Raw genomic sequence first — 17,622 nt, 5'->3', positions numbered from 1 at the left:
TCTTCGAACTTATACATTAGCAAAGCATTCTTAATCAAAAATGTTAGTCTTTGATTAAGGGATGAAAGTAATGTTTGCGGCAGACAGGAATATAAGTTTCATTACCGCCGATTTGAATTTGATTCCCTTCGTAAATAGGCTTGCCATTTTCTGTCCTTAAAACCATGGTTGCTTTTTTGGAGCAAAATTGACAGATCGTTTTGATTTCCTCAATCTTATCAGCCAAAAGCAAGAGTTCACGTGACCCTTCAAAAAGATGATTTTGGAAATCATTTTTCAATCCAAAGGCCATAACAGGTACATCCAATTCATCAACAATCTTTGCTAAATCATAAACATTTTTCTTACTTAAAAACTGACACTCATCAATCAGCACACAATAGGGTTTTTCAGGCATGTTTTCAATATAAGCAAAAACATCCATGTCATCTGTAATAGTAACTGCTTCACGTCGCATGCCAATTCTACTAGCTACCACACCAAATCCATCTCGCGTGTCCAGACTGCTCGTCATAATGACGACAGGCTTTCCTTGCTCTTCATAATTATGAGCAACCTTTAAAATTTCGATTGTCTTACCTGAATTCATAGTCCCATATTTATAATATAACTGTGCCAAGACTATCATCCCCATCTCAAACTGATATCTTATCCATTTTACCATAAAAGCTTCAAAGGCGCACTGAGTTTTTTTGTTAAATAAAAGACATATTGTCATCTTCTTTCTAACAAAATATGCTAAAATAAAGATAGCAATTGTAAATTGAACATGGGCTAAAAGCGTCAAGAAAAAGATAGACTGTCTTGTGTGCGAGCGCACAGTGCTAGTTTCCTATTTTCTTCTCGCTTTCTTCACGCCCTTTGTGTCTTATGAAAGGAGTTTAATAACTTATGCCATTTGTTAAAATTGACCTTTTTGAGGGTCGTAGCCAAGAACAAAAAATCCAGCTTGCTCGCGAAGTAACTGAGGTAGTATCTCGTGTTGCAAAAGCACCTAAAGAAGCAATTCACGTTTTTATTAATGATATGCCTGAAGGAACCTATTATCCTCATGGAGAAATGAAGAAAAAAGGTTAGTTAGGTTTTGGGTTATTTAAAACTTGATTTATTTTCAGAAAGCGCTATCATATAATTAGAAGACTCTAAGGAAGGCAGGAAAACTTTGCAAGCACAACAAACTTTATATCTGATGGGGACAACGATTAATCTCATGGTTGAAGCCGACAATGCTAAAGAACTTGTTGAGACTGCTTGCCAGCTTTTAAAGACTTACGAACATCGTTTCAGTGCCAATAGTGATGACTCAGAACTAATGGCTGTCAATCATTTGGCGGGTGTCAGTCCTCTACAAGTTCAAGAGGATTTGTTCCAATTAATTAAAATCGGGAAAAAACACAGCATTGAGCAACCAAGCAATCTCAATATTGCCATTGGACCTTTGGTGCAATCCTGGCGGATCGGTTTTGATGATGCCCGTCTTCCAGATCAGGCAGAGATAGATAAACAATTAAAGCTCATTGATCCGCACAAGATCATTTTGGATGCTCAAGAGCAGACGGTCTTCTTATCCCAAAAAGGCATGAAGATAGATCTCGGTGCTCTGGCCAAGGGCTATATTGCCGATAAGATTATCACCTATTTAAAAATTCAAGGCGCTGCTTCTGCTATGATTAATTTGGGTGGCAATCTTTTGGTTTATGGTCCTAATAAAAAACGTCCAAATGGTTTATGGTATATTGGAATTCAAGACCCCAAAAAACCACGAAATCAAAATATCGGTATTGTGAAAATTCATGACCAATCTGTTGTTACTTCTGGTATTTATGAACGTCATCTACAGGTTGATGGGGGAGATTATCACCATATTTTTGATAAGAATACAGGCTATCCCATCGAAACTCAAATGGCTAGTCTCAGCATTATCTCAGATTTATCGCTTGATGGCGAGATTTGGACAACACGTTTATTTGGTTTACCAATACCGTTTGTTATGGAAACCATTAATCAAATCAGCCATATTGAAGGAATTATTATCACTAGGGATAATCGACTTGCAGTTTCAGATGGTCTTAAAAACACTTTTTCCGCCTTCCATTAAATTCAAAGAAGAGAGGTCATACATATGAAACTCATTGGATTAGTTGGTACAAACTCAAAAAAATCCACCAACCGCCAATTACTGCAATACATGCAAAAACACTTTGCTGATAAGGCTGATATTGAATTGGTTGAAATTAAAGATATTCCTATTTTTAATAAACCAGTAGACAAAAAAGTTCCAGAACAAATCCTTAAAATAGCTGAGAAAATTGAAACTGCAGATGGTGTGATTATTGGCACGCCTGAATACGATCATTCTATTCCAGCTGTATTAATGAGTGCTCTGGCTTGGCTGTCATACGGTATTTACCCGCTCCTTAATAAACCTGTCATGATTACTGGGGCTTCTTACGGAACTTTAGGTTCATCTCGGGCTCAGCTACAACTTCGTCAAATTCTTAATGCGCCAGAAATTAAAGCTAATGTTCTTCCTGATGAATTTTTACTCTCTCACTCTCTGCAAGCATTTGACAAAGAAGGTAATCTTAATGATTTAGATACTTTCCAAAAACTTGATGCTATCTTTGATGATTTCCGTCTTTTCGTTAAAATCACTGAGAAACTATCAAGTGCCCAAGAACTTTTACATAAAGAAGCTGAAAATTTCAATTGGGAAAGTCTGTAAACAAAAAGGAGAAGATAAGATGAAATTTGTAGGACTTGTAGGCTCAAATGCAGAACAATCATACAACCGCAAATTGTTAGAATACATCAGAAAACAATTTAAATTAAAATTTGAACTAGAACTGTTGGAAATTGATGAAGTCCCAATGTTCAATCAAGATCAGAGCTGGAAAGACAGTTTCCAATTGCGTCTCCTGTACAATAAAATTACACGTGCTGACGGGGTCATTATCGCTACACCTGAGCATAACCACACCATTACTGCCGCCTTAAAGAGTGTTTTGGAATGGCTATCCTGTGAAGTCCATCCCTTTGAAAACAAACCTGTTATGATTGTTGGTGCTTCTTATTACGATCAAGGAACATCTCGCGCTCAGGTTCATTTAAGAAAAATTTTAGACGCACCTGGCATTAATGCCTATACGCTTCCCGGTAATGAATTTTTACTTGGAAAAGCTAAGGAAGCCTTTGATGACAATGGTAATATTATCAATCAAGGAACGATTGATTTCCTTGAAACTTGCTTAGATAATTTTATTAGCTATGTCGGAGTGGTCGCAAAACTGCAAAAACCAAAACCAATTGAACCAGAAGATTTGGATTGCCATCATCCTATCGCTACAACCATTACCGAAGTTGATCCCGACGATCCTGAATGGGTTGAAAAAGTCGCTGAAATCACTGGGGCAGTTTCAGGCGATGCGTATGTTAAACTTGATCATGGCATTTTGACAGTTGATCAAATTAATATGTTCTTAAAAGCTATGCCTTTTGAGTTAACTTATGCAGATGATAATAATCAATTCTTGTATTATAATAATGCCCACCAAGATCCTGATACCATGTATGCTAAGCGCATCCCAGAACAGTCTGGAAATCGTTTGTCTACTGTTCATAATTCGCTTCCTGCAGGGCGTATGAAAAATGTGGAATGGGTTATTGGAACATTGCGCAATGGCAATCAGGAATATGTCCGTACCCTTATTCCGAACCCAAATCCCGCTGTTTTGAATACGCACAATTATCAAGCCATGTATTATGATGATGGTTCTTTTGCGGGAATCAATGAAATTGTCTTCAATTTCAAACCTTGGCTAGATTGGTATCTGCAAACAACAGGACAAAAACTTGTTGGTGGTGCTCAGAACAGTACCGATGCCACTTCTGGGGCTTCTAACAGCAGTCCTAGCAGCGAAGCAGTAGCTGATACTACTTCTGGGGCTTCCGAACATTGACTTTATTAATATTTTGACAATAAAAGGTTAGGACAAATGTCCTGCCTTTTTTAAATATATTAGGCATAGCAACTTGAAGTCAAACTGCTTAGCTTTCCATTTTCTCATTTTTTGTCGGTATGTTCTTGAGTGTATTTATTTTTTACAAAAATGTAAAAAAAATGTGCTCATAATAAAATTAAATCATGGTAGACTATATTATTATTTTAATGTCATTAAAATAATAATATTTTATTTATGAGAGGAAAAATGGAACAGAAAATTTTTAGCAAACGAAAAAGTAAGATTGCTGGGCTTTGTGGAGCTGTTTTAACGACTACAGTTGTTGCCTTTGCGTCGGGTACTGTAATCAAGGCTGATGAGACAATAGAGCAGCCTGCTGCAGCCGAGACTGCCTCGCAAGCTGATAAAGATAATCGCGAACAAACAACAAGCGTTCAACAAGAGACTACTCCTCAACAAACAGAAACGTCTCAAAGCTCAGAAGCCACCGTAGATCGAGAAGAACCAGCAACTTCCCTATCTGATGAACAGATCGTAAGTCAAAATGACGCAAACTCATCATCTCAAATTGATCAAACAATGGCTGATACGAATCCCTCTGACTCTGATCACGTTTCAAAAACATCAGCCGCTACAACCGAAGATCAAGAAAAAGAAGTTAATCCTGTAAAGGCACAAACTGCCGCCGCTACCAACAATCAAAACACTCGTTATAGCGCAAAAGATGCTTATGGCCATACTAATTTTAATAAGACATTAACTGAATTTGGAAAAAAAGCTAATGTTGCTGATGTAACCTATGATGGTGTGAGAGATGAATTTATTGTGGTTGATGACCCTAGTGCTCCTTACGTTCCTAATACAAACGAAATTGCAAAATACTTAAAGGAATATTTAACAGAACTTCGCAATATCAATAATATTGCTATTCCTGTGCCTTCTGTTGATCAGGTTATGCAAAAATACGCACAAGATCGGGCTAACGAAGAGGCCGATGAAAAAAACGGCTTGGATCATACTACTAGTTTATCTATGCCTGCCAATTTATCTTGGGTTGCCGAAGATGGGCATTTGGATATGGATAGCAGCATCCAATCCAAAAGTCAAGAAGGCTATACACTTGCTTCTGATAAAGCGACTGCCTACTATCTAACACTCAACTGGTTTTCTGACTATTTTAATATCTATGATGACCCCAACGATGGCCTCAAATCATTTGGACATGCTGTCAGTATTTTGTCAGACGGAGGGATTGGAATGGGACTTGGTCTTTCTTCAGGCCAAGATAATGAAAAGGGAATGTGGTATGCACAATTGGAATTTGGTGGTAACAATTATGAAGATAATACCAAAGAATTTTCATCTTTAAAAAACGGCAAGGGAGAATGGGTATTATATTATAAAGGAAGTCCCGTTAAGTTTCTTCCTAACACCACCTTTTGGTATGTAAAAAAAAGCACTCTCCCTGATGCAGCTTCTACTCCTAACAGCAGTGATAAACCTTCATCCCAGTCATCTAAAGATCTTGATCCTAATTTCAAGGCAGGGAACAGATTTCAAGAAGGAAAGGAAGTCTCTGTTCATCAGGCTGTTCCTGTAACATTTAAATCTCATCGCGATGAAGTTGGTAATAAAGACCAAGATTCTCTTGCTACTCAACTACCCAATACAGGAGTTCAAAAAAATAATCAATTAGCCTTGATAGCTTTAGGAACAGGATTGGCTTTACTTTCTGGACTTCTTCTTGCAAAAGGAAAATCCTTAAAATAATTGTCCTATTTTTATAGGAAGGGGATAGTTCCCCATGATTGCTAGGCAATCACCTTCAAAAAACTACCCTCATTAGGTGCATAATCCTAGTGAGGGTTTTATCATTGATCATTTACTGAGTTCCTACTTCTAAGTTAAAGATGAAACAGAACTCTTAGAAATTGCTTGTAGAATAAAAAACAACAGTTTAAGAGAGTGACACAAAAATCGGTAAATCGTCATGAATGACGATGTTGCTGCCCTACCTTTAGCAATTGAATGAAGTATTGACATGCTGAACTGACCTTCATGGAATTAGATAAACTCCAACAACTTCTCAAACTGTTAAAGTTTTAAGCCTAAAAATCACTGTACAATAAAAAGGCGGGACATTCTTGTCGTCCCAACCTCTTAAAATTTTAAATCTATTATCATTGCTTTTAAGGCTCTTTTAGTTTTCTTTCAGTCTGCTTTAAGCCAACCATCATAAACTGACTTCATCATTAGCTTGGAGGAATCGTTATGAATTTTATAAAACGTGCTTGGCTAGCAACCAAGTCTAAAAAAGGCCGAACGGCTCTCTTGACTCTAGTTACCAGCAGTATTCTTATCTTTGTACTAGCTGGGCTTACCATTAAATCAGCAGCAGATAAGGCCGTTGATAATGCTAAAAAAGAGGCTGGGGCAACTGTTAATCTTCAGGTCAGTCGTGATTATATGATGAAAAAAGCTCAACAATCATCATCCAGTAGTTCTAATACTAATCAGCCTCCAAAATTTGAAATGACCCCTATTTCTCTGTCAACTGCTCAGACTATTGCTAAAATGGCTGGCGTTAAATCCTATCTCTATACGTCAACAACAACTGCCAGTGCTGGCAACATCACTCCTATATCTACTAGTTCCAGTTCATCAAATTCTTCTGATTCTGATAGCAAAATGAATAACTCAGAAGGACCTAGCGGTCAAAATAGTAAAATGGCTTCTGGTGACTTTACGATTACTGGTGTCAATACAACTGCAAATGTTTCAGATTTTTCAAGTGGTACCAACAAAATAACTAAAGGAAAAGGTATCACAAGTCAAACTGCTGATAATGACGTTGTTATTGAATCTGATTTAGCTAAAGCAAACAATCTCGCTGTTGGTGACCGTTTTACAGTAAAAGTAACTACTGATAGCAGCAATACAGCGAAAACTTACACTCTTAAGGTTATTGGTATTTATAAATCTAGTTCCAGTGTAACCTCTTCTCAATTACAAAACAATGCATCTAACCCATCCAACAATCTTTATACCAATCTAAAGACAGCAAATACAATGAAAGGTCAAACCAATACTGTTGATGCTGCTACTTATACTTTATCAAACCCTGCTAGTATGAAATCATTTGTTAAAAAAGCCAAAAGTAAGATTGATACGGAAAAATTTACCGTTGAAAGTAATGATCAAGTTTACCAACAAATGTTAACACCTTTAAACAATGTTGCTAGTTTTTCAAAAAATATTGTTCTTTTAGTTGCTCTAGCTGGTGCAGTAATATTAACATTGATTATTATTCTTAGCATCCGCGAACGACGTTATGAAATTGGCGTGCTTATGAGTCTCGGTGAAAATCGTTTAAAGATTATCGGTCAATTTTTCGCAGAGCTTTTCATGGTTACTTTGATTTCCTTAGTCATCGCTACCGTAGCTGGTAACTTTGTTGGTAATGCAGTTGGAAATCAACTTCTTTCTCAACAGACAACTGCAAGTCAACAAAGTAGACAAATGGCTGCTGGTCCGGAACAAAATGGTTCGAAAACTAATAGTCAGAAATCAAATCAACCTCCTTCTGGTGGTGCTCTTGGTGCTATGATAGGCACATCACAGTCAAATGTTACTCAAATTAATAAACTAAATGTTAAACAGACACCTGAAAGCATCGCTAAACTTGGTGCCATAGCTCTTCTGATCACCTTCTTATCAACTATTCTGGCAAGCATTGGTATTATTCGTATGAAGCCAAAAGACATTTTATCTTCAAATTAGAAAGTAGGTTTTTCTATGACATTGAAAACAAATAACCTCAGTTACTGGTATAATAACAATCCTGATGATTATCTTTTCAAAGAAGTCAATCTTAAATTTGAAAAGGGGAAAGTCTATGCTATCCTCGGGCAATCCGGTAGCGGAAAAACTACTTTTCTGTCTCTTCTAGCAGGACTTGACAGTCCCAAAAAAGGAGAAATCCTTCTTGATAATCAAAATATTAGTGAAAAAGGCTTAACTGATTACCGTAAAAATGCTGTCTCAACCATTTTCCAATCCTATAATCTTTTACCTTATATGACAGCCAGACAAAATGTTGAAACCGCACTTGATATTTCATCTGTCAATATAACAAATGAAAAAATTGTAACATTATTTGATAATGTTGGCATTTCTGAAGATTTGATAGATAAACCTGTCTTACATCTCTCCGGAGGGCAGCAGCAAAGGGTTGCTATCGTGAGGGCGCTCGCTAGCGGACACAATATCATTATTGCTGATGAACCAACTGGTAATCTAGACGAAACAACAACCAAAGATATTGTTGCTATTTTTAAAAAGATTGCCCATGAGCAAAATAAAACGGTTATTATTGTTACGCATGAACGAGAAGTTGCCAATAGTTCTGACATTATTTTCGAATTACGCAAAAAAGAATTTACATTAATTTAAAAGCAAGCGGTGATTTTCTTTTCGTCGCTTGCTTTTTGCTAAGTCAGATTGTTTCTTATATGCTTGCATTCTTTTAGCATAAATATTAGTTTCAATTTTTTGAGCGCTTTTCAGGTTTTTATTTCAGCAAACCTGTTTTTTTGAGATAATGATGAGCTACTGTTTTAGCAGATTTTCCTTTGACTTTAACCTGATAATTCATGTCGCTCATTTGACTTTCTGTAATTTTTCCAGCTAAGCGATTCAGAATCTTTTTTAGTTCAGGATGTTTTTGCAATAATTGCTTTTTGAGCAGAGGTGCCCCTTGATAGGGCGGAAAAAGATTTTTATTATCCTTGAGAGAAACCAAGTCATATTCCTTGATTTCTGAATCTGTGGAATAAGCATCAGTAATGTCAATATCACCACTTTTAATAGCCTGATAACGCAAAGCAGGTTCCATTGTATTCACCTGTAAATTAAGATTATAAAAACTTTTCAAGCCTTTGTTTCCATCATCTCGGTCATTGAATTCGAGAGTAAATCCTGCTTTTGCTGTATTTTCAACTTTTTTCAAATCAGAAATAGTCTTTAATCCTTTTTCTTTAGCAAATGATTTTTTAACAGCTACAGCATAGGTGTTTTGATATTTCATGGGTTTTAGATAGACAAGATTATCCTGTTTTAAAATACCATCACGCGCTTCTTCGTAAACTACTTGAGGATTATTGGATGTTTTAGGTGGATTTTTTAGAAGACTACTTGTAATTGTTCCAGTAAACTCTGGGTAAATATCAATATCACCTTTTTTTAGGGCTTCATAAAGAAAGGTTGTTTTTCCAAAATTAGGTTTGACTTTTACTGATAGATGGCTGTCTTGCTCAATTAATTCTTTATACATATTAATCAGGATTTCTGGTTCAGGTCCCATTTTACCAGCAATGACAATTTCTTCCTGGCTCTGACTAACTTTAATCATACTGGGAAGGTAAGAAGTGCCCAAACCAATCAACATGATAAAAAAGGCAAGCATAATCTTTTTCAGCGAAGCTTTTTCTAAAAACTTAATAGCAAGATTAAAGAGAATGGCCAAAAGAGCAGAAGAGATGGCTCCAATTAAAATCAGAGAACTGTTGTTACGATCAATTCCAAGAAGAATGAAGGAACCCAACCCTCCAGCTCCAATCAAGGCTGCCAAGGTCGCTGTCCCAATAATCATAACAGCCGCTGTCCTCACTCCAGAAATGATAACTGGCATAGCCAGCGCTAATTCAAATTTTTTCAGTCGCTCCCACTTGGTCATACCGAAAGCCTGACCAGCTTCTACCAAACTTGGATCAATAGTTGTTAAACCAGTGATGGTATTTTGCAGAATCGGAAAAAAAGCGTAGATAACCAAAGCCGCCACTGCTGGCACTATCCCAATCCCCATAAAGGGAATAAATAGGCCTAAAAGGGCCAGAGAGGGAATGGTTTGGAAAATTCCTGAAATTTGTAAAATAGTTTCTGCCATTCTCTTTCGATGACTGATAAAGATAGCCAGAGGAACTGCAAGGGTAATAGCCATTAAAAGCGACAGTAAAGATATTTGTAAATGCTCCAAGAGAGACTGTATCCAGTCAGCAAAACGATCTTGGAAGGTACTCATTAAATCAGTCATTGGTTATCACCTCCAAACAAATCTGCCACAAAATCATTGATAGGATTTTTAGCAACGATGTCAGGATTATCTAATTGAACAATCTGTCCTTCTTGAAAGACAGCAATTCGATCTGCTAACTTTTTGGCTTCTTCAATATCATGCGTTACAAAAACAACTGTCATTCCTAATTCTTTTTGTAAAGAGAGTGTCAAATCTTGTAATTGTTTTCTCGAAATGGGATCTAAGGCTGAAAAAGGTTCATCCATTAAAAGAATAGACGGGTTAGCAATAATAGCCCGCAAAATGCCTACACGTTGTTGCTCACCACCTGATAAGTCACGCGGGTAGCGTTCCAAATATTTATCTGCTGGCAGCCCAACTTTAGCAAGCAATTCCCTTACTTTATCAAGCCGTTGTGCTTTTGACCAACCTTTCATTTCGGGAATTAATTCAATATTTCCTCTGACGGTTAAATTGGGAAAAAGTGCAATCTGCTGAAGAACGTAACCCATATCTAAACGTAATTCTCTCAAGGAAAACTCAGTAATATTTTTGTTATTTAGATAAATATCTCCTTGACTGGGATTGATTAAACGGTTAATCATTTTAAGCGTAGTCGTTTTACCACTGCCACTAGGACCAATCAAAACAAAGAACTCTCCTTTGGCGATTTCAAAGTTAAGATTGGTGATTACCCGGTTATCCCCATAAGATTTAGTAATATTTTCAAATCGAATCATAACTTCTCCTTTGTAGCTTTTTCTCCTTTTCCTTGAACAAAATAAAGCTGCATTTGTGATAATAACGCTTGATAATAATGCCCCGTCAATTGAATCATTGTTTGTTGCTCTTGAATAGACAAACTATTAAAGGCTGCTTCTTCCATTTTCTCTAAAGGAGCAATAATGGATGCAGCATATTCTTGACCTTGAGGAGATAAAATTATTTTCTTTTCACGACGATCTGTTTGTGACTTGAGAAAAACGATATAATTTTTTTCATTCCATCTTTTTAAGGTGGCATTAACCACTTGTTTAGTTGAATAAGTTTTTTCAACAATTTCCTTTTGTGTGATTCCTTGTGGCTTATAATAAAGCCAAAGAAGGATAAAAAGAGATTTGCTTTGCAGACTGTTCCTTCGAGCATAATGCTCATAAAGAGACATCTGCTGATCAAAGATACGTAAATATTGCTTTGTCTGCTTTTGTGATTTCGTCATTAGACATCTCCATTCAATACAATAACTTTGCCAAAAGCTTGTGGACTTTCTAAGTAGTCATGTGCTTCTTTAATGTGATCAATTGTAAAAATCTTTTCCGCCTTAATAGGAACATCGTATTTAGCAATAAAATCAAAGAGCTCTTGCAATTTGTTTAAATTGATATTGCCAGAATAGAAAGTTGTCAGATAAATGTTATTTTGCAAAGCCATGATGGGATCAAAATTGTCCAAAGTCCATTGACCACCTAATAAACCAACCAGACAGACAATACCACCATCAGCAACATGTTTCAGGGTATCATCAATACAAGCAGGACCTACCAAATCCAAGACCTTATCAAATTTTTGCTTCGTTTGTAAACAGCCATCTTGGTCAATAATAACCTCATCATAGCCACTATCTAAAAGTTCTTTCTCTTTTTCAAGAGAACGCACACTGGCAGTCACCTTGATCTCAGGTAAGGAAGCTTTTAATAAATTGAGAAAGGCTAAAGCAACACCACTTGCTCCTGCTCGAACAAGAACAAGATCTTGCTTTTTCAATTTCAAATTTTTATAGGAACCATAAGCCGTATAATAGCTCTCAGGAGCTGCTGCCAACCTATCCCAAGCTAGATTTGTTTTAATAGGGTAGATTTGCTCATTTGGCAAAAGAACATATTCAGCATAACCACCATCAAATGCTCTTCCCATCTCTCCCATAATGGAGATAACTTTCTGTCCATGAAAAAAACGGTTTTTATCCGATGTTTCTTCAATAATGCCGACACATTCAATGCCTAAAACCCTTGGAAAAACAACAGACGGCGAGTAACCTTTACGCGTAAAAATTTCAGAACGATTGATACCGAATCCCTTAATTTTTACCAGAGACCAACCTTCCTTAATTTTAGGAATCTCTCTTTCCACAACTTTTAATTGTTCAGATGACCCCGGTTGTTCAACGAGTACTGCTTTCATTGTAAACAAGCCTCCTATATAATAATTAGGTTTAGTGTAACATGGCAAAATCAAATAGTCAAATATTTTTACTATTTGAGAGCTGTTTTAAAAAATGAGATCATCCAATCTTTTATCTCATTATCCACCAAAAATATAACTCAAAGATTTTAAAAAGGTATCATTATCCTTACAACTGATGTCAGTTAAACTGAAAAGGCCTAATTTCCAAAAAAACATTAGAATGCCCATCTTTTTCTAAAGTGTATCATACTTAAAAACCCAAGAGGTAAATTATTTCTCTTGGGAAGCTTTTTGTGTTTGCTTTTGATAAACATGATCTTTAATAATTTGATAAAGGCTGGCTAAAGTAGGGACAGCCATCAGCATACCAACTAAACCTGCTAAAGCACCGCCAATAGTAATGGCCAGCAGAACCCACATAGATGGTAAACCAATAGAGCCGCCAACTACTCTTGGATAAATCACATTGCCTTCAAACTGTTGCAGCAAAATAACAAAGACAAGAAAGACAACTGCCTGTGAGAAGGACTGTGTCAAAATTAAAATAGTTCCAATAGTAACACCAATATATGCACCAACAACCGGTATCAGAGCAGTAAAAGCAATCAAGATCCCAATTGTCGCTGCATAAGGTAAGCCAAGTAGCATCATACCCATAGCTGTCAATGTTCCTAAGATCATAGCCTCTAAAGTCTGACCAACAAAAAACCATGAAAGCGACTGTGCAAAATATCAACAAGATAATGAACTGTCCCAGCATATTTACCAAGGTAAGTATCAATTAGAAGATTAAACTGATGCCCTAATTTCTCTTTATTAGCTAGAACATACATGGAAAAGATAATACTAACAAAAATCGAAATTAAAGCTGACGCTATTGAAGTAACCGAAGTCAATACATTTGTTAAAACACTCAAAAATTGACTCAAAATTTGTCGGCTGTAATTAGAAATTAGGCTGCTAATTTGTGTATCTCCTCCAAAAGATGCTAACATTTTGGAAACCCATTTATTATGTTGGACTTCATTGATGATATTTTGAATATCCTTAGGGTTAATAGACAGCAAAGATTTAAGGCTAGCAATCAAATCTGGTAAAACAATGGTAAAAATAAGAGTGACAATAAGCACAAAAGTTGCATAAGCTAAAACCATAGCTAAAGGCCGTTTAGCCTTCAAAAGGCTTTGTGACTTAATTAGTTTATCATAAAGTCTTTCATAGGCACTCATAACAATATTAACAATATAACCAATGGCAGCCCCTGTTAAAAAGGGAGATAGAGCAGCAAAAAAAGTATTCAATATTTTAGCTCCTGCTGACCAGTTTGCCAAAATGGCATAACAAATGACAAAGACCAAAACAGGATAAGCAACATAAGATTTTTTGATTTTCATAACTGTTATTATACACTAAATTATCCTTAAAAAGATAGGAAATAAGATAAAAAAATAGATTTTGAGATAGATTAACTTGATTGTGACCTCACAAAGAAAGAAAAATAACTTCTTTTATCTTTTGTAAGATTGAAAAGTTAAAAAAACGAATACTTCTAACTTCTGTAAAGTTACAAAAGTAAAAAAGTTGCTCAATCTAACTTTTTAAGGGTTTAAAAGTTTGAAAAAGTAAGTCAATCTAACTTTTATAGAATTAAATGAACGAAAAACAAACATTTTTAACTTTTGTAGGACTGCAAAAAGTGAAAAAACTTTTTTGCCCTTTTATGGGGTTACAAAGGTGATAAATAAAAAAAGCCACTGAAAAATTCTCTTTCACAGTAGCTTTTTAGAAGATTTATAAGTTTATGTCTGTCCTAAACTCTTAAAAATAGGTTTTACAAGTCTGTTCCATTAGAAGCAATGACTTGCTTATACCAGTCAAATGATTTTTCTTAGAACGTTTAAGAGTGCCATTACCAGCATTATCACGGTCAACATAAATGAAACCATAGCGTTTTTTCATTTCACCAGTACCTGCAGAAACAAGATCAATACAGCCCCAAGTGGTATAACCTAGGAGTTGAACACCATCTTCATTAATCGCAGCATTCATAGCTTTAATATGTTCACGCAAGTAATCAATTCGATAATCATCTTCAACATAGCCATTTTCATCTGGCTTATCAATTGCTCCAAGACCATTTTCAACAATGAACATTGGCTTTTGATAACGGTCCCAAATGGTATTAAGAGTAATCCGAAGACCGAGCGGATCAATTTGCCAACCCCATTCAGATGATGATAAGTAAGGATTTTTAATAGAGGCAAAGATATTCCCTTGCGTTTCGTCGTTAATTTTTGGATCAGCAGAAGCCACTCGGCTTGAATAATAAGAGAAAGAAACAAAGTCAACTGTATTTTCTTTTAAGAGCTGCAAATCTTCTTGCGTCATGACAATATTCAGACCATCACGTTCAAATTGCTTTTTAGCATAATTAGGATACTCTCCACGCGCTTGGACATCAATAAAGAAATAATTAGAACGATCTTCCTGCATAGCTTTCCAATAATCATTAGGATTGCAAGTATTTGGATAATACTGTCCAGCTGCCAACATACAGCCAACTTGATTTTCTGGATCAATTTCATGTGCTAGCTTAGTAGCAATGGCTGACGCGACCAATTCATGATGAGCAGATTGATATTTCACCTCTTCTTCGTTTTCACCTTCTTCAAAATACAAGCCTGCTCCCATAAATGGTGCATGAAGAATCATATTGATTTCATTAAAAGTCAACCAATATTTAACAAGACCCTTAAATCGTGTAAAAAGTGTACGGCAAAGACGCTCATAAAATTCTAACATCTTACGATTACGCCAACCACCATACTCTTCAATCAAGTGCATAGGGCAATCAAAATGTGTTATGGTCACCAATGGTTCAATGCCGTATTTATGACATTCCTTAAACAAATCCTCATAGAATTGCAAACCAGCTTCATTAGGTTCTAATTCATCTCCCTGTGGAAAAATACGCGTCCATGCAATCGAAAGACGATAAGTTTTGAAGCCCATTTGGCCAAAAAGAGCAATATCTTCTTTGAAATGATGATACATATCAATGGAATCCTTAGCTGGATAAAAATAACCTTCTTCAAAGTCAAACATCTTCTTTTTACCAGCAATAATCGGAAAGCGATCTTCACCGATTGGTACAACATCAACATTGGCTAAACCACGGCCATCAACATTATAGGCGCCTTCGCATTGATTAGCAGCTGTCGCACCACCCCATAAAAATCCTTGCGGAAACGGTTTTAATTCTGTCATTCTAAACTCCTTTTATAAATTGATTATTTTTTCTTCTAAAGTATCAATAAAGCGTACAAGATCAAATTGGTCAGCCTCGTAATGAAATTCTAAAACGCAGCAATTACTTGGAAAGAAAGTCATTTTCTTTTCTAAGCCAAGAGCCAGCAGGAATTGTGATAAAGCACCTGCATGACTGACTGCTAAAACAGTTTTGCCAGCTTCTGCTTGAGCAATTGCTGTCATTGTTTTCAATAAACGTTCTTGAACAGATCTGTTCTGTTTCACTGCCAAATTTTTCATAATAATTACCTGTTTCCCGACGAACTGTACGCGGTGGATGTAGGTATTCTTGTTGACCTTCATAAGCTCCAAAGTTCATCTCTTTCAAGCCCAATGCAATTCATTTGTTATCTTAATACTTGTATTATACCTTAGGATAAATAGTTTTTCTTGTAAAATAATCAGATATACTGATACTATCCTATGATGGCATTAAATAGCTACTAGATTGGATGTTCGATTTTCTTTGGTTTCTATCTTTTCTTATAAGTCTATTTTTATGGTTTGAGCAATTTTAGCATAGGCTGTTTGAGTCAAATGCAGTCCGTCCGTCGTATAATCCTCAGCTAAGTCTCCTTTTTCATCTAGCAATAATGGATATAAATCAATATAGTTAACCCCAGATAAAACCTGTAAATGCTGATTTAACACCTGAATAAGTGCATTATTTCTGATTTTTACCTTGCCAGCATACTGTTCAGATTCATTGACTGGTAATACAGACAATACATAAATTTTTGTCAAAATATGACTAGCTCTAATTTGAGCAATGATATTCGAGATCCTTGCGACAATGTCTAACAGAGGATAACCTCTACCGATATCATTAATGCCAATCATCAAGAACACTTTAGCAGGATTCAAAGTCAACACTTGATCTTCTATATGTTCCAAAAGCCAAATAGAATCTGTCCCAGCTATTCCTCTATTGACTAAAGGTAAATTATGACCTAGATATTTTTTCAAAGGAAAAAATTCAGTGATGGAATCTCCTGCAAATACGATACTATCCGCTTTAACCTTACTATTGGCTTTCTGAAAAGTTTGCAGCCGTTTCATTTGATAGGTAGTCAATTCGGCACTCCCTCTTTCTTTTTGACGTTTTTCAGCAGTTCTATTTTCCAATATTTTATCTCTCAAATCCATTATGATAGCAAAAAAGCTGTTTAAAACAGTTTTTTTGCATTCACTAATCAATAGAAGCTAGATAATTATCAATAACGTCTAAGACCCCAGATTCATCATTTGACTTAGCTTGATAATTAGCAGCTGCCTTAACATTTTTAGGTGCATTAGCCATAGCATAAGAATACTTAGCTAGTTTTAACATTTCAATATCATTTCCGCCATCACCAAAAGCCATTAAATGATCACCAGTAAAATGCCAGCGCTTCAATAACTGTTGTAAAGCCCAGCCCTTGTGCAGTCCTCTTGTAATAATATCAATATAACCAAAACCGCTGGCCGTTCCTACCAAACGCTGACTTGTTTTATAATCAGAAATAGCCTTCATGATTTGAGCTGACTCCTCTTCTTTAACCTGCAAGGTCAACTTAAAAAGCGTTCATCAGGAAGGGGGAAAACGAGTTCACAAGTTCTAAAACAGGAAAGAAAGGTGAAAGCATTTTGACAATATCCTCAGAAACATCCTTTTTTAGATAGCCCTTTTTTTCTCCCGATAAGGCAATAACAGCTTGAGGATACCTCTCTTCAATAAAGTGAATGATACTAGTAACATCCTCTCTTTGCTGGAAAACTTCAACTAAGGATTGATTTTTAGAAATAATATTAGCGCCATTTTCACCGACAAACGTTAACTGTTCATGACAATCAGGAAAGTGTCCGCGCAGTTGACGGTATGGATTGCTGCTTGCGACAACAAAGCGAATATCTCTTTCTTGCAATTGTTTTAAAATCCTTCGAAATCGGTTATGATCGTAACTCCCTTTAGAATTCAAGAAAGTCCCATCCAGATCGGTTGCAATAACTTTCACACTCATTTCTTCTCCTCTAACTAGCTAGTTTAACTAATCTTAGATAAACAATAACAATATTATTTTAAATCAAATAATATTTTCATTTCGTTCGACTGTA

Annotated in this window: 13 protein-coding genes and 4 pseudogenes; 7 read left to right on the top strand and 10 right to left on the bottom strand. The window is 36.0% G+C overall.

The window, feature by feature from the left end:
- Window positions 1-43: 43 nt before the first annotated feature.
- Window positions 44-619, bottom strand: a complete 576-nt coding sequence (locus SRT_RS04845; RefSeq protein WP_161940067.1) for a thymidine kinase — start codon at window positions 617-619, stop codon at window positions 44-46.
- A gap of 272 nt (window positions 620-891) precedes the next feature.
- On the opposite strand from SRT_RS04845, the gene SRT_RS04840 reads away from it, so the two are divergent.
- The 7 genes from SRT_RS04840 to SRT_RS04810 all read left to right on the top strand — a co-directional run bounded on the left by SRT_RS04840 (window position 892) and on the right by SRT_RS04810 (window position 8,414).
- Window positions 892-1,077: a 4-oxalocrotonate tautomerase gene (locus SRT_RS04840; RefSeq protein WP_002262253.1), complete on the top strand. Its 186-nt coding sequence runs from the start codon at window positions 892-894 to the stop codon at window positions 1,075-1,077.
- Between the two features lie 85 nt (window positions 1,078-1,162).
- Window positions 1,163-2,098, top strand: a complete 936-nt coding sequence (locus tag SRT_RS04835) for an FAD:protein FMN transferase (RefSeq protein ID WP_128833248.1) — start codon at window positions 1,163-1,165, stop codon at window positions 2,096-2,098.
- Window positions 2,099-2,122: 24 nt separating this feature from the next.
- Window positions 2,123-2,725, top strand: a complete 603-nt coding sequence (locus tag SRT_RS04830; RefSeq protein ID WP_128833247.1) for an NADPH-dependent FMN reductase — start codon at window positions 2,123-2,125, stop codon at window positions 2,723-2,725.
- Window positions 2,726-2,744: 19 nt separating this feature from the next.
- The gene (locus tag SRT_RS04825) at window positions 2,745-3,959 is read left to right on the top strand and encodes an NAD(P)H-dependent oxidoreductase (protein WP_128833246.1); all 1,215 of its coding nucleotides are present in this window, start codon (window positions 2,745-2,747) and stop codon (window positions 3,957-3,959) included.
- Window positions 3,960-4,208: 249 nt separating this feature from the next.
- On the top strand, window positions 4,209-5,732 hold the full coding sequence (locus SRT_RS04820) for a putative cross-wall-targeting lipoprotein signal domain-containing protein (protein WP_128833245.1): 1,524 nt from the start codon (window positions 4,209-4,211) through the stop codon (window positions 5,730-5,732).
- Window positions 5,733-6,233: 501 nt separating this feature from the next.
- Complete coding sequence (locus SRT_RS04815; protein WP_128833244.1) at window positions 6,234-7,742, top strand: ABC transporter permease; 1,509 nt, start codon at window positions 6,234-6,236, stop codon at window positions 7,740-7,742.
- A 15-nt stretch (window positions 7,743-7,757) separates the two neighbouring features.
- Complete coding sequence (locus tag SRT_RS04810) at window positions 7,758-8,414, top strand: ABC transporter ATP-binding protein (RefSeq protein WP_128833243.1); 657 nt, start codon at window positions 7,758-7,760, stop codon at window positions 8,412-8,414.
- A gap of 118 nt (window positions 8,415-8,532) precedes the next feature.
- Here the strand turns inward: SRT_RS04810 and SRT_RS04805 are convergent, their stop codons facing one another.
- The 9 genes and pseudogenes from SRT_RS04805 to SRT_RS04765 all read right to left on the bottom strand — a co-directional run bounded on the left by SRT_RS04805 (window position 8,533) and on the right by SRT_RS04765 (window position 17,528).
- Window positions 8,533-10,053 carry an ABC transporter permease/substrate-binding protein gene (locus SRT_RS04805; protein WP_128833242.1) on the bottom strand — a complete coding sequence of 507 codons (1,521 nt, stop codon included), beginning with the start codon at window positions 10,051-10,053 and terminating at the stop codon, window positions 8,533-8,535.
- On the bottom strand, window positions 10,050-10,775 hold the full coding sequence (locus SRT_RS04800; protein WP_128833241.1) for an ABC transporter ATP-binding protein: 726 nt from the start codon (window positions 10,773-10,775) through the stop codon (window positions 10,050-10,052). The genes SRT_RS04805 and SRT_RS04800 overlap by 4 nt, the downstream gene beginning before the upstream one ends.
- Window positions 10,772-11,254 (bottom strand): MarR family winged helix-turn-helix transcriptional regulator, encoded by a 483-nt coding sequence (locus SRT_RS04795; protein WP_128833240.1) that lies wholly within the window; start codon window positions 11,252-11,254, stop codon window positions 10,772-10,774. The genes SRT_RS04800 and SRT_RS04795 overlap by 4 nt, the downstream gene beginning before the upstream one ends.
- Window positions 11,254-12,216 carry a zinc-binding alcohol dehydrogenase family protein gene (locus tag SRT_RS04790; RefSeq protein WP_128833239.1) on the bottom strand — a complete coding sequence of 321 codons (963 nt, stop codon included), beginning with the start codon at window positions 12,214-12,216 and terminating at the stop codon, window positions 11,254-11,256. Before SRT_RS04790 ends, SRT_RS04795 begins: the two co-directional genes overlap by 1 nt.
- Window positions 12,217-12,489: 273 nt before the next feature.
- Window positions 12,490-13,613, bottom strand: a pseudogene (locus tag SRT_RS04785) (AI-2E family transporter).
- 437 nt (window positions 13,614-14,050) lie between these two features.
- Window positions 14,051-15,486: pseudogene (locus SRT_RS04780) on the bottom strand (6-phospho-beta-glucosidase).
- A gap of 12 nt (window positions 15,487-15,498) precedes the next feature.
- Window positions 15,499-15,859 (bottom strand): annotated as a pseudogene (locus SRT_RS04775) (histidine phosphatase family protein); the annotation flags it as partial.
- Window positions 15,860-16,011: 152 nt separating this feature from the next.
- On the bottom strand, window positions 16,012-16,653 hold the full coding sequence (locus SRT_RS04770) for an SGNH/GDSL hydrolase family protein (protein WP_128833238.1): 642 nt from the start codon (window positions 16,651-16,653) through the stop codon (window positions 16,012-16,014).
- 64 nt (window positions 16,654-16,717) lie between these two features.
- A pseudogene (locus tag SRT_RS04765) lies at window positions 16,718-17,528 on the bottom strand (Cof-type HAD-IIB family hydrolase).
- Window positions 17,529-17,622 lie beyond the last annotated feature (94 nt).

This window comes from Streptococcus troglodytae (assembly GCF_002355215.1).
Taxonomy (GTDB): domain Bacteria; phylum Bacillota; class Bacilli; order Lactobacillales; family Streptococcaceae; genus Streptococcus; species Streptococcus troglodytae.
This window is presented reverse-complemented; position numbering and strand designations above follow the sequence as displayed.

Excerpts from the sequence above, each read along its gene's own strand:
- SRT_RS04830 (WP_128833247.1), top strand. The coding sequence starts at position 2,123 with ATGAAACTCATTGGATTAGTTGGTACAAACTCAAAAAAATCCACCAAC.
- SRT_RS04820 (WP_128833245.1), top strand. The coding sequence starts at position 4,209 with ATGGAACAGAAAATTTTTAGCAAACGAAAAAGTAAGATTGCTGGGCTT.
- SRT_RS04810 (WP_128833243.1), top strand. The coding sequence starts at position 7,758 with ATGACATTGAAAACAAATAACCTCAGTTACTGGTATAATAACAATCCT.
- SRT_RS04795 (WP_128833240.1), bottom strand. The coding sequence starts at position 11,254 with ATGACGAAATCACAAAAGCAGACAAAGCAATATTTACGTATCTTTGAT.
- SRT_RS04800 (WP_128833241.1), bottom strand. The coding sequence starts at position 10,775 with ATGATTCGATTTGAAAATATTACTAAATCTTATGGGGATAACCGGGTA.
- SRT_RS04790 (WP_128833239.1), bottom strand. The coding sequence starts at position 12,216 with ATGAAAGCAGTACTCGTTGAACAACCGGGGTCATCTGAACAATTAAAA.
- SRT_RS04815 (WP_128833244.1), top strand. The coding sequence starts at position 6,234 with ATGAATTTTATAAAACGTGCTTGGCTAGCAACCAAGTCTAAAAAAGGC.
- SRT_RS04825 (WP_128833246.1), top strand. The coding sequence starts at position 2,745 with ATGAAATTTGTAGGACTTGTAGGCTCAAATGCAGAACAATCATACAAC.
- SRT_RS04840 (WP_002262253.1), top strand. The coding sequence starts at position 892 with ATGCCATTTGTTAAAATTGACCTTTTTGAGGGTCGTAGCCAAGAACAA.
- SRT_RS04805 (WP_128833242.1), bottom strand. The coding sequence starts at position 10,053 with ATGACTGATTTAATGAGTACCTTCCAAGATCGTTTTGCTGACTGGATA.